General features: G+C 45.3%; 10 protein-coding genes. 2 read left to right on the plus strand and 8 right to left on the minus strand.

Annotated elements, in window-relative coordinates; genetic code table 11:
- Positions 1-51: 51 nt before the first annotated feature.
- Together IPL83_16485 and IPL83_16490 are read right to left on the minus strand one after the other, a co-directional pair.
- A complete protein-coding gene (locus tag IPL83_16485; protein ID MBK9040722.1) occupies positions 52-717 on the minus strand; it encodes a hypothetical protein in 666 nt (221 codons plus the stop codon).
- Entirely contained in the window at positions 674-2,536 is a 1,863-nt protein-coding gene (locus IPL83_16490) for a tetratricopeptide repeat protein (protein MBK9040723.1), read from the minus strand. Before IPL83_16490 ends, IPL83_16485 begins: the two co-directional genes overlap by 44 nt.
- Before the next feature lie 467 nt (positions 2,537-3,003).
- On the opposite strand from IPL83_16490, the gene IPL83_16495 reads away from it, so the two are divergent.
- Positions 3,004-3,540, plus strand: a complete 537-nt coding sequence (locus IPL83_16495) for a polyhydroxyalkanoate synthesis regulator DNA-binding domain-containing protein (protein MBK9040724.1) — start codon at positions 3,004-3,006, stop codon at positions 3,538-3,540.
- Positions 3,541-3,657: 117 nt separating this feature from the next.
- On the opposite strand, the gene IPL83_16500 is transcribed toward IPL83_16495, so the two are convergent.
- Together IPL83_16500 and lpoB are read right to left on the minus strand one after the other, a co-directional pair.
- On the minus strand, positions 3,658-4,920 hold the full coding sequence (locus IPL83_16500) for a hypothetical protein (GenBank protein ID MBK9040725.1): 1,263 nt from the start codon (positions 4,918-4,920) through the stop codon (positions 3,658-3,660).
- Between the two features lie 18 nt (positions 4,921-4,938).
- Positions 4,939-5,541 carry a penicillin-binding protein activator LpoB gene (gene lpoB, locus IPL83_16505; protein ID MBK9040726.1) on the minus strand — a complete coding sequence of 201 codons (603 nt, stop codon included), beginning with the start codon at positions 5,539-5,541 and terminating at the stop codon, positions 4,939-4,941.
- Positions 5,542-5,729: 188 nt separating this feature from the next.
- Here lpoB and IPL83_16510 point away from each other — a divergent pair, with 188 nt between their 5' ends.
- A complete protein-coding gene (locus IPL83_16510) occupies positions 5,730-6,158 on the plus strand; it encodes a JAB domain-containing protein (protein MBK9040727.1) in 429 nt (142 codons plus the stop codon).
- Here IPL83_16510 and IPL83_16515 read toward each other — a convergent pair.
- The 4 genes from IPL83_16515 to IPL83_16530 all read right to left on the minus strand — a co-directional run bounded on the left by IPL83_16515 (position 6,152) and on the right by IPL83_16530 (position 13,420).
- Complete coding sequence (locus tag IPL83_16515) at positions 6,152-6,868, minus strand: hypothetical protein (protein MBK9040728.1); 717 nt, start codon at positions 6,866-6,868, stop codon at positions 6,152-6,154. The two genes, IPL83_16510 and IPL83_16515, sit on opposite strands and share 7 nt — an antisense overlap.
- A 147-nt stretch (positions 6,869-7,015) precedes the next feature.
- Complete coding sequence (locus IPL83_16520; GenBank protein ID MBK9040729.1) at positions 7,016-11,281, minus strand: hypothetical protein; 4,266 nt, start codon at positions 11,279-11,281, stop codon at positions 7,016-7,018.
- A gap of 190 nt (positions 11,282-11,471) precedes the next feature.
- Positions 11,472-12,581, minus strand: a complete 1,110-nt coding sequence (locus tag IPL83_16525; GenBank protein ID MBK9040730.1) for a hypothetical protein — start codon at positions 12,579-12,581, stop codon at positions 11,472-11,474.
- Entirely contained in the window at positions 12,530-13,420 is an 891-nt protein-coding gene (locus tag IPL83_16530; GenBank protein MBK9040731.1) for a hypothetical protein, read from the minus strand. The genes IPL83_16525 and IPL83_16530 overlap by 52 nt, the downstream gene beginning before the upstream one ends.
- Positions 13,421-13,455: the final 35 nt, after the last annotated feature.

Below are 13,455 nucleotides of genomic sequence, written 5' to 3' on the forward strand. Positions count from 1 at the left end.
GGTCTAAAATTGAGACTTAGGGAAATGTTCTCTGGTCCTTTGTCGAGAACATTATTGAAATGACAAAACTTCAAATCCCTTCGGAACCTCCAGAGCAAAAAGATCCTTCTTATTCTGAACCTTGCCAACGTATTCAATGAAATTGATCTGAATCTGCGCTCTTGGATGGTCAATTTTTACCATCTTCCTATCCATCACGCGATCTTCCCAGGTCATTTCTAACTTTTCAGATTCCTTTTTGCAGGACTGGAGGAAGTCCTTGCTATCTTTCTTGCAATTCCAGCCTGAACCACCAACCGGCAAATCAAAAAGAAGATTATAGATCAAGTTCGGATCAAGTGGTGCCAAAATGATTGGCTCCAATGAGCGCGGTGTACTTTTCCCGACAAAAAACTTCTTCTGGTTCACCAGAAAATAACTCACCTGGCTTTTATTCATGACAAAGCTAGCTACATGAGAACCCAATGGTGTTGTGACATCCATTCTCAAGTGCTCACCTAACTTAGCGTTCACATTAACATTAAGAATAAATGACTTATCTTGTTTTTTGTCACGTATCAGGACCTTTGATTTCCAGAATCCCTCATTCGCACCCTCAAATCGGGTCGGAGCCGTTTGACATCCTGAAACTAAAAAAAGCGTTCCTAAGCTAATTAGAAATAAAAAGATCTTCTTACTTGCTATCCAGAACGGAGGCCGGTTGGCGAGTCTCAACATTTGGCGATTCCAATTTATTATCAATTCCAGCAATTTTCTTCCGAATCTTCTCGATCTTATTACCATCTATCTCAATCTCGACAGCTTTTTGATACATCCTGCGAGCCTTTTCAACAAGCTCGTATTTATAATAAGCATCTCCAAGGTGTTCGGCAATAATGCTTTCTGTTGATTTGGCTTTATGTGCCGCTTCAAGCAGAGGTATCGCCTCCGTTACTTTTCCTTGTTTAAACAAAACCCAACCCAGCGTATCAAGGACATATCCATCTTTGGGTTCAAAACCAAGTGCCTTGCGTGCCAATGACTCGGCTTCCTCTAAATTCTGATTGAGCTCAGCGAATGTGTAGGCAAGGTAGTTGAGGGCCTGCACATGATTGTTATCAATGTCGATCACTCTTCGCATTGCCTCTATGGTTTGCTTTGTATTGCCTACGCGATCCTGCATAGAGCCTAGAAAAAATAGAAGTTGCGTGTGGTTTGGAAACTTGGCAACAGCTCCCGTCAGCATAGAAATAGCCTTTTCGTATGCCTTTTTATCGTCGAGCAAGGAAGCATAGAAAGCATAGAATTGGGGCAGATCGTCCCTCTGTTGAAGGGCAGATTCTATGATCTCTATCGCTGCGTCATACTTTCCAACCATCTTACTCAAATAAGCGGCATGTATAACAGCATCTGAATAGAAGCCACTGCTTGCAGGAATTTGGCGAAAATGTTCAACAGCTTCGTCGTAACGCTTCAACTCCTCTAAAACAGCTCCTAAATAGAAGCGCGGCCTATCTGCCTGAGGATCAATTTCTAGCAGTCTCTGAAATTTTTCAACGGCGGCCAAGTAATTCTTTTTCTCAACATACAAAAGGCCAAGTCTAAATTTCACTGATAAGTCATCAGGCTCAAATCCTTCCATGAATTCCAATTGTTTGGCTGCAGCATCGTACTGTTCTTTGTCTAAATACAAATTCGACAATTGTTGAGCAACACGCTGATTTGGACCGAATTTTTCCTGATAGGACTCAAGTAGCTTTAGCGAAGGATTCGCTTTTCCTTGTTGTTCATATACCTTCGACAGCGCTAGGACTGACTCCACGTCAGAAGGATTCAGACTCAATGCGCTGGAGAAGGCTTTTTCCGCAAGATTCAGATTTTTTTTGCCACCCTGTTCGGTCCTTATCCTGCCAACGTAATAGTGTGCCTTAAATTTCTCAGATTTATCAAAATAAGGATAAATACCCTCGAATTGTGCGATAGCCTCATCGTATTTTTTTTGCTCAGCGAGAATAGCTCCAATATAAATTCGCGCATCAATATTCTTTTTGTCGAAAAGCAGAATGGTACGATATTGATTCAGGGATTCCTCATACATTTTGAGTGACGAGTAGAGTCCTCCAAGCAGCAGCCTTCCCTCAGTTGACTGAGGATCAAGTTTGACACCTATCTCTGCATGTTCAATCGCTTCACTGAGCAATCCCTGCCGAACATATTCAATCGACAATCGAAGTCTCACCATAACGGAATTGGGATCATAGGCCAGAGTGATCTTAAATTCCTCAATGGCTCGCTCAGAATTTCCTTCGAGTCCGTAGGACTCGCCCAGAGTAAAGTGGTAATCTGACTGACTTTGCAAATACGCGCTGTCGATACCAGGGGCATCTCCCCCCTTGTCGTCTGGAGGGTCAAAGGCTTTGGGGGCCGGATTGAGATTTGTAAGATTCGACTCCCTTAAAAGGCCCTCTTGTTGGCCTCGACGAGCCATAACTGCACAGGATGAAGTAAGGGCACTCGCCATCAGCGCCAAAAATAGGTTTGTGCCCAAATCCCTCATTCCTTGCCTTTCCAAGCCAGCCCAAACAGCCTACTGGGTTCTTCCTCCCCTCTTCGGAAACTTCAGTGAGTTGCTTAATTCAAACCCAGGAAAGTTCGCCCCAGAACCTTGCCACCAACCCCTAGTCCAGGTGGCTAGGCTCTAGCTTCATAGAAAATAAGACTCAGATATTGTTGTGGTTTTCGTGTCCATTTCCCGGGCACCAATTTCCAACAACCCCTAATCAATGCTTCGTGTCATTAATAGGTGGTATTAATGAAAAAGCCAGATTCCCAAGCTTGACAGGCTGTGGCGGGCAGGGCTATGTTCCGCCCGTTGATTCGGCTCGTCTTGAACTTTCGGTTGCGCTTAAAGGCGAAAACGACGTGCGGGAGTTGAGCCGGAGCGCCAGCGAGGAGGCTGGCAAGGAGACCTTCGTGGTCTTAATGGTTGAACTGAGTGGGGAAATACTTCCAGAGGGAGGCAGTCTGGTGAATCAGGAAATTATGGCTAACAAGGCAAATGTGAGAACTAAAATCATCAAACGGTACCAAAATCGCAAGCTATATGACACGCAGCAAAGCTGCTACGTTACATTGGACGACATCGCCAAGATGATTCGCAACAGTGAAGACGTGATGGTTATCGACAATAAAACTAAAAATGATATTACAGCAGCTACTTTAACGCAGATCATTTTTGAAGCGGAGAAGAAAGCTTCTCAGTACGCTCCCCTTTTTACTCTGCGTGAGATTATCCAAAATGGAAATGGCAGTATTTCTGCCTATCTCGCCAAATTGGGAGCCTTTCCAAAGGATTATGCATACTTACAGCCTACTCCAGCAGTCGCCGAAAAAATCGAACCTGTGGAAATCAGCAAGGTTTCTACCGACGATATTAAGCAATCTTTGGAAGAGAGAGTGGCCACCGCAGCAAGTGCTGCCACTCAAAGTAGTGTTTATGGTGGCAACTTGAGTGAAATCACTCCTGATCTTCCAAACTCCAACAAAAGTCTCAACAATTAAGATCTTCTCTAGATTTAGAGTTGGTAATTCAGATGAGCCAAAACCCGGCACAAAATGCCGGGTTTTCATTTTTGGACAGAGAGCATGGTGATTTTTGATGGCTGCTCCTCGAGGAGCTCAGCGGACAGAACGCCAATTGATGAATACCTTTTTCCCGGCTTTGACAAAAACTTCGATTGGAGCCATTTCTTCGCCTGTGGCCGCGCCGGCGTCATTGAGTCCCTCTACTTTGACTTTGTAAATGCCCTCCTTTGCCCAAATTCGAGCCACCTGAAATGTTTCAGGCAAGGTTGACCATTGCCGAGTATCAGCGCGGTCTAATATATTCATTCCAATCCAAGCCAGATCCCCAAGTGCTGAGTTCTTCTGTCGCATCTGGTCAGAAACGACCGCCTTGCTGACCAGCCCAGCTACCCTCTTGGCAGCAAGGGCCGCATATTGATCACCCAACGTCTTCATGGCAGTGTCCTCAACAGAATAAACAAGCCGGCTTCTCTCCTCGCCGACCCCCTCAATGGACATTTTGGCCTGAGTGGTTCGTGATTTCACAGGGTAAAGCTTTGGTAGTCTGGGCGAGGAGGGGTCAGGACGTTTTCGCGGGCTCCACCCCTGCTGGTAAATAAGTACAATTTCACCGTAATTCTTGTCCTTCCACTGCTTTCTGGACTCAGCTTCGGAGTAAACCTTCTTGAGAAGCTTCAAGTCTTCTGTTCTTTGAGACAAACTTGCTGTTCGATAGAGATCCTGGTTGATGTAAGGAAAGTTCGGAAGCAATTCCTGGAATTTTTTATAATCTATATAGGCATCGTCCCACTTACGATCAGATTCCCAAATCATTGCCGCCAGGTAATATGCAAATGGGTTCTGCTCATAATCTTTCTTTGCCTCATATTTGTAGTTATAGAGTTTTTGATTGAGTTTGCGGGTCTCAACCAGGGCCGCATCATGCTGATTTTGCATCAAGAAATTCACTGCCAAAATGGCATTGACCAATATTTTCTCATAGTCATCGCCTTTGTATTGAACCATTCCTTCGTTCAGCAAAAGTGATCCAACAATACGTGAAATACTATGGTAATCTTTTACCTCAGAGAGTTGGTCGGCCAGAAGCAGAGCTTTGGTACTTTCTTCGTAATCGCGAGCGATGTGAGCGGCCATTCCGTAGTCAAATAAATAGACCAATCGATCATCTGAATCCTTCCAAGCCTTTTCTTTGAATTCCTTAATGACCAGGTCCAACTTATTATTTCGAATCAACTCTTGCGCCTGGTCTGCCTTATAATCAAAGGTAGCACAGCCAAAAATAATCAGGCTCAAAGTAAAAAGGGCGAGTCCTCTATGAAGGCTCGCCCGTGTGACTGACAATTTCATATCACTCATCGCGTGTTTTTCCCGCTATCACATGCCAACGCGGCGCTTTTGGAATACTTTGCGAATTTGTTTGTAATCTGACCAAACGATAATTCCTGACTTAAGATTGGTCATATTCAGAGTAATTTTGTAATAAACCGATTTGTCCTTGCCGGCCTGTTGTACAATGGAGTCCAAACGACCATTGATAATAAAGTCCGCACCAATTTGCCCGCCAGCCGACTTTTTGGTCTCTCGATTCACCATTCCTGAGTCCTGATACTCATACTCATCCTTAATGTCCTCCCGCGCTTCTTTATCGACAAAGGCCACGCGACCACCCCGAGAGAGTTCCACTCGGACCATATCCATAACGCTTTGAGTATCAATGTGCTCGCTAGTCTTGTTCTGAAGTTGAGTGACCATCACGACGGGTGGGCGCTTTGCACTGGATATAGAGTAATGACCAGTCGCGCTAGACACCAAGTCACGAACTGCATTCTGCATATCGGATTCTGACCACTGATCGTTGAGTAAGTTGGTTCGATTCACATCCTCATCATATTCGCCTTTAACAAAGGCTTTTGGCCCGCAAGAACTAAGAATAAAAAACGCCGAAAGTGCAACGAGTGAATAGGATTTCCGTTTCATGATTAAACTCCTCAAAAAGATAAATCATCTTAGAGAGAAAACCCAGACAGAAGCAAGCCCATAAAACAGCGCTTTATACACGACTCGAGTTTCCGGCCATGTCCGCTCAGCGCATTGCGCTAGACCTGGTGTGAATTCGAGCTGGTGAGGGCTATCTCGCAATTTTTGCACTGATGCCTGAGATGTTTGTGAGCAAAAGCAAGCGATTCAAACTGCAAGGGGGAGGGGTGGAAATTGTCACCAGCGAGAATGCCGCTCGTTTTTTTAGGTCCAAAATGGACGCTGAAGTGGAGGAGTTCTGGATTGTGGGGCTCTCTTCTTCCAAAAAAATTATTTCGGCAAAATGTCTTTTTCGAGGTACGGTCGATTCGTGTTTGGTTCACCCTCGGGACATCATTCGATTTTCTTGTCTCACCAATTCCTCAACAGTGATAATTAGCCACAATCACCCCAGCGGAGATCCAACTCCATCCCTTCACGATATTCGCCTGACCCATAAGTTGCAGAGGATTGGACGTCTCGTGCAGATTCCAGTGCTCGATCACATCATCGTCACTCGCCATAGCTTCACTAGCTTTCGAGAGAACAAATGGTTTAAGCGATCTTTGGCTCAATGAGATCCGCTATTACGCGGATCGAATGGATCGGGCCTTTTATTCACAGAGCCGTCGACGCGCCTAGGAAGGCGCAGAGGAACATCTGTCCCAATCGGCTGAATAGCAACGACTTCTAGTTTATCGTTAATCGAAAGATGAAAGCCATCTCTCTCTGCATTTTCAATTAACTGCCTCACAAACTCCTCGCGACTTCTTTTGTCGTAGTCCAATGTAAATAGCTTATGCTGCAAAATGGAATCCATCCGTAGAACAGGATCCCCATGGCTATTGTATTTCTTAGTCCCACTGACATCGGCAAACACTTTGCCCGAATTGTCCTCAGATACCTCGCCGATATATCCTTGATCAACTTGTCTTTCTCTTGAATGTATAAAAGAAGCATCAATCACGGCCGCTGGTGCCAAACGACGATTATCCAATTCGATTCTCAGAGCATTTAGCTCGGACATCTTCGCCACATCCTGCATCTGCTTGTCAAGATAGGCATCGAGACGATCCAATTTTTTACCCGCAACATTTTTTGGTTTCTCGAGTGAATGTTTTTGTTGCTTAAAAACACCTTGCTTTTCCAACAGTACTGCAGCCAAAGCCAAAATAATTATAAAAGGAACAAGACCCTGAAGCCTTCCACCCTCCTCTGAATCAGAACGGGAAGACTCCGATCTGCTTGCCCCTGTTCTAACCGATTTGTGATTCCTTGCCGTGGCCATCGTTAACCTCACAAATGAATATAAGCTGCAAACTTTCGGCCAGAGTACTTTTCATAGCTACTTGATCTCAAAGGTTTTTCTGGAATGAATTCGATGAAGCGCTACAATCTATTGACAGTTGAAAAAAGATTGCACAACCAACCCTGATCAAGGCACAGCACAGGTCAATCCTGTGAATCGATTTTGTTGTGCCTGGCAGTTTTGAACAATTTCAGTTGGTGTGAGAACTGCATTGTAAACGCGAACAATGCTCATATCACCGCTTAGGGTCCAGTTAGTGCTAAACTCTCGCCCCAGCTTTAAGACACTTCCTAGTTTATTCATTCCATCGTAAGGATTGGCGTTGGAGGTACTGACATAAGATTGCTCGGTACCATTTACATAGAGCTTAATACCCGTTTCGGTTTCAGAGCCGGAATAAGTGGCCACCAATTGATACCAAGTATTGGTCGACAGTTGAGTAGACCCTCTACGACCTCTGACCGCAGAGGCGTCTGAATCAACTAGGTCCAGTGCGGTGTATTTGTTGCTATCTAAATAAAGATAGTACTCCGCAGCTGGATAGTTGGAATCATCCATGGTCACAAGAATTGTATTAGCGGAATTGACGAGCCTAATCCATATTTCCAAAGAAAAGGGCTGATCATTGCCAGCTCCATCGGTGAAAGAAAAGGTGTCAGAATCATCAAGCCACACTCCCGAATCATCGCCGTCAAATATGAGCCGATAAGGATTTACCGATGTGCCTGTCCCTTTCCAACCGTAGGTCCCGCAAGAATCAAAAAACCAGAGAACACCGCTCATGGACCCTTGTACTGGAGACCACGTGGCGTTGGAAGAACAGCCAGTATCCGCGGCATATGAGCTGAGTGCTTGTAGGGCATTGGCCGCATCCAAATGCAAAAGCAAATTGGAAGTCTTGATATTTTCAATGGGTATCGAACGATACCGGTTGGCTTCGAGTTGAAAATCAGCTCCCACCACTTGGGAAGATCCCGCGCTCGAACCATCACTGGAACCAAATAGTTTGAAACCACCTAAATCTCCACCCCAAAAGGAGGTGTTCAAATTGGAATTCCCTAGATGGACAGCAGAGGCCCCATTGGGATCCCAACCGCCAGGGGGAGTGACAGAACCCTCCAACTGACCATTTAAGAAAAAACTCACAATAGTGCCATCAAAAAGAGTGACGATTTGATTCCAGTAGCTAGTGCTCAAATCATTTTTTGATATCAAATAAGAATTGGAAGTGGCTGCATTGTAATGAGCGAGAATGCGATTCAGATTAAGTTCACCAGTATACACAGCTGGTTCGTCAATGAATCCCTTAAATCCCAAATTAGCTCCCCCCAATTGCCGACCAATAGTAAAATCCACGCAATACCGATTGCCGGTATACACTCCGGCACTGTCATTGGTGTCATCGACTCGAACTCCATTGAGGTAGAGCTGAATGCCGGCATTGGTCTCCGACCCACTGTAAGTCATCACCACATGATGCCAAGTTCCGACAACCAGAGCCGTATTATAAAGACGGCCGATTCGCTTAGAATCGCTTTCCATCTCAAAAAGCCTCATATAAAGTTTTTTCGCGGCATTGACTCCAAATACATATCCGCGAGTGACATTTCCATTGTTGTGACTAGCCATGATGGCCCCGTCGCTTGAATAGTCGGAAGCCAAATTGATCCAAGCTTCAAGGGTAAAAGCTTCGTCAGCACCCGAACAATCCGAATAACTATATTTGACTCCGTACCCGTATCCACCCAACACATCACTACCACCATCATCGCCTCCATCAAACCATACGGCACTCCCAAACAATACCTTCATCGTCGGCTGACCGAGGTCAGGATGGCTAGTATCTGGTGGTAGCTCCAAATGACAGGGATTTCCTCCACAATAATTCGCTCCTGAAATCTCTTTGATGGCAGTGGTGGAGGCGCTCGTGCTTTCGGGCTCATCCAGCTTCCAATAGCCAGTGGGGGAGTCCGACATCACCTCTTCGCGGTAAGTTTTAATAGTCCCTGAATCACCAAAAAACAGGACCATTTTGCCTGCTTCAATCGAGCTTCCCTGACGAATTTCAAATCCCTTGCTGGCACTGGAGTTTGACAAAATAGTGGATGAAGCAGCACTGCTCGGCCTAACCCAGGTCGAGAAACGCAATTTGGTAAAGGAATTCATCACCGAACCTAAATTGAGATAATTTGTTGATCCGTTAAAACCAAGAGCATAAGACGAAGCGGGAGTGCCATCCCCTTTCCAAGGAGAGGCAGACATATTGGCCAAGCTAACAACTGCCCCTGATTTTAAATCCAGCCAATCTCTGAGATCGTCATTGGCTGTTCCGTCCAATCGTGGGACCAAGGCCAAACCTGTGAGCGGGGTTGAATCAATGGAGAAAAGTGGATCCAAGCCATATACAAACTGGCTGGAAGAAAATCGATCTCGCACCGATATATAAAAGCTTTCATTAGATGAATTTCCAAGAGAATCCTGAGCTGTCACAGTGAATTGATAAGTTCCTCTTTGAGTCACCGTGGGAATCCAGGAAAGAATGCCGTTAGAAAAGCTGGCCGTTCCGCCGGTCAAATACACTCCGTTAGTCAACGTGTAGGAGGCCAGAGAACCGCAATTAGTGCCAGGTCCAGCGTAATTGGGATCAGATGGGTGAAGTCCCATAGTTTGATAAATACAAGTGGGCCAAACGATAGGATTGTTGGATTCCGGATCTATGGCTGTTGCCACCAATGATAAAGATGTCTGGGCTATGACAGGCTCATTAGTTCCGTCCATAGGGAAAACAAGATTAGCGGGAGCCGTGATCACAGGGGGTAAATTGCTGACTCTCGACCAACTATATTGAGTCCCTGGGTAGGCCTGATAGTTTCCTGCCAAATCTCTTCCCACCACACAAAGATTGTAATTTCCAACCATTCCCACTGAGTCCGTAATAGGCGTGGCAATGGCTGTTTCCACTGAATAACCAGAAGGTGAATTGCAATCAATTCCTATTCCCACTTTGGAACGATAGTGAGTCACCCCAGCTCCCGCCACTGTCACATTCAAAATGGTGTCTGAACTCGGGTCAGAAGGAGTGCTCAAAAGAGTAGCCGTAGGAGGTATTGTATCGATTGTAAAAGTGCAAGTGCCATATCCTGAGGTTTGAATATTACCGGCATTATCAGTGCCTCTCACTTGAATATTGTGAGCTGACTCACTCAAGCCTGAAAACTCGCAACTTCCACTCCAGGCCCCCCCATCCAATCGACATTCTGTGGTTCTGCAGCCACTGGTCGCATCGGTGCAACCGGCTGTCGCCGCCACCCAAGTGGAACTGATCTCTGCCGAAATCCCACTGCAAGTGCCCGCTGGTTCCACTCGATCTAAAATAATGGATTGAGTCACACCAGTACTGCCCACCGCATCTCCAACATCAGCAAGCCAAACATAAACTGTTTTAGGTCCATCCGACCCACCAAGAGACAAAGTGGTTGGACGCACCAAGTACCAATTATTTGAGGGTCCCTCTCCACCCGTGCAGGTGGCCGAGCCGTTGGCTGGAACAGTTGTCTGACTTTCGCTCAAACACCATTTGCTCGCAGCTGTGTCATTACCGATGGCCGCCGTAATCAGCAAATTCCGAGTGTAACCAACTGATGATGAAGCTTCGGAAAGACTCAAAGTTGCCAAATTATTGCCAATGGTTACGGAGGACGTGCATTGAGGCGTGGAAGCATTGCCGGCTAAATCAAATGCAGTCAACCGCAGCGAATATACTCCGTCAATAAGGCCCGTCCAGCTATATGTCGTAGCGATTTGCTGAATAATATTTTGCGCAACTCCTGAGCAACCACTACCAGTAAATAATTCCACTTTAAACGGAATCGCGGGGTGCAGACCGGACACTCCCTGATCACTTGATGTCCAGGAAAATTCAAACTGAGTCCCACCTTGCGTGACTGGGGCAGATGGCAAAGTGATCGTTAGCTGCGGCTTCTGGAGGTCTACCACCAAATTAGTGGAACAAATGGGTGGGCTAGCCAAAGTTCCTTTTAGTGCGATCACTTGGACTGAGTAAACCTCTGAATCCAGAAGGCCCGAAAGAATAAACTGGCTGGCATTGGTCAATGAAACCTGCTGAGGAGTTCCACCACAATTTCTTGCATTAAAGAGTCTCACTTCGTAGCTCTCCGCATTGCCATGCGCCAAAGACCAGCTCATCGAGTGAGAAGACGAAGGTACATAGAAATCAGAACCTTGGCCTGAGAAATCATTGAGTACCGGATTGACTTCAATTCCCGAACCCAAACCAATATGGCCCATAATAGTATTGTCGCAAGCAGAGAGAATGACGACCGCTGCGGCCAAAATGAAAAATCGCCCGCCCAGTTGGACTGCTCTATTCATAAAACTCCGCCCTTCACGTTCCACGTTTAGGAGGGCCTTCTCAAAAAGGCCCAACCCGTTCGACAATAATATTATAATCCAAAAGGCCAAAACTAGAAAGTTTATCCTTAAAGGGTTTGTTGGCTTGGATCAAATTAGGATAAGAAAATGCGAATTAGCGTCTTTCTCTAGCATGCGATCTTCGATTGATTTAATTTTCAATTCCCCGTCGAGGCAGAATGATCTTAAACTGGGTCCCCTTTTTTAATTCGGATTCCACTAGAAGTTCACCCCCATGTTTTTGAACTATCCCATAAGAGATACTGAGTCCTAATCCCGTGCCCTTGCCTATCGACTTAGTCGTAAAAAAGGGGTCAAAAATCTGGTCCACGGTAGATTGCGCCATTCCCCTTCCCGTGTCCCGAATCGAAATAAAAATTCGCTTGGAATCAAGCTTTCCTGTTTCAATATAGATTTCTCCTTCACCTTCGATAGCCTGGGCCGCATTGGACAGAATGTTCATAAAAACCTGATTGAGATGACTGGGATAGCAAATAATATGGGGAATCTTTCCAAATTTCTTATGTACTTTAATGCGATTTTTGAATTCACCAGTCAAAAGCCTTAATGTTTCTTCGATTCCCTCATGAATGTCTGCCTCCTTGATTTGGCCTTCCTCCAAGCGAGAAAAACTCCTGAGTCCTAGGACGATATCTCTTGTCCGGCGCGCCCCTTCTTCACAGGAGTGAATCAGCTTAGGAAGGTCTTCAACAATATAATTGAAATCAACTCGCTTCATTTCACCTTTCAATTTTTGTGGATCCTTCTGGGCAATCTCAATCAATTTTATGAGTTTTTCAGAGTACTCATTGAGGTGGCTCATGTTGCTATAAATGAAGCCTATGGGATTGTTCAATTCGTGAGCAACTCCAGCAACCAACTGACCCAGACTTGCCATCTTTGCGGAGTGCACGAGTCGAGCCTGAGTTTCTCTGATCTCACTATTGGCACTTTCAAGCTCATCGATCTTTGCCTTCAAGTCCTTTTGTACTTGATAGACCCGTTGAGACATATCATTGAAACTTTCGACCAAAAGCCCAAGTTCGGTGTCTCCCACGCCTTTCACTTCGATTCGACCTCGATTCATATCCATTTTTCGAAGTCCTTCCAACAATTCATAGAGAGGTCTCAGCAAAATTTTAGAGAAAATAATACTCAGAACAACAAGTAACAAAACAATCGTTCCAACGACCGAAAAAAAGGCATAGTTCACATTTTGCAGAATGGAACGCGAAGCGCTTTTTGAAGCCCCCAGCCCCACAAAGAATTCCGAATCTCCCCAACGTATGGGTTGAATCCGAAATCCGTAAGGAGCACCTTGAACCGTAAGATCAAAGTATGTCGACGTACCAGCAGCCAGAAATTTGCGAAAAATCCAGCCCTTAAGAGACGAAAATCGGCATGACTCGAGAAGATTTCCTCTCCGTGATTTTCAAAAAAGAAAATTTCCAAACCAAGACGATTTTTTATTCCTGTTCGAAAATTTTCGTCCAAACTGATCACTTCTTCTAAGTAACCAATTGTTCGTCCCACTGAGTTTTTAATTTTTAGAAAAACAGTTAAGTCTACGCTTTGAGTAGTGACTCGACCCTTGCCATCCTTTTGTGTCCGAAAATCAACTAAGGTTACCTCATCCTTGGCTTTCACTTTGTCGAGAAATTCGCTCTTAAGCTCAACCGGACCCCCTTCTATATTTTGACGTCTTTGAATTCTTCCCTGTCCATCACGGTACAATGCTATTTCGAGACGCCCCTGCCGATCATGAATCCAGAGCCGATTGGCGTAGTGGCTTTTCATGGCTTCAATAACTAAATCACGGGCCGGCGAATAGGATCCTTTAGATAGTTGAAAAATAAGAGCATTGGACTGTGCAAGCCGGCGTGCTTGGACGAGCAGTCCATTTTCGAAATCAGAGATAATGACGCTGATCTCTCGAGCATTTCCGGTTAAGCGCTGGTTCAATTCTTGATCAATTGCCTGCTCATATTTGACGAGAGAATATCCCGTGATAAACGTCAGTGGTATTATGGAAAAGAGAAGAAAAGACAAAATCAAAAGCGTGCGCAGAGATTTTTTGGGCTTTCTCGTTACTGCACTCATTCGTATCCAAGTGGGTTGCGGCCAGTGAGCTAAGC

It is taken from the genome of Bdellovibrionales bacterium (assembly GCA_016716765.1).
In the GTDB taxonomy this organism is placed as follows: domain Bacteria; phylum Bdellovibrionota; class Bdellovibrionia; order Bdellovibrionales; family UBA1609; genus JADJVA01.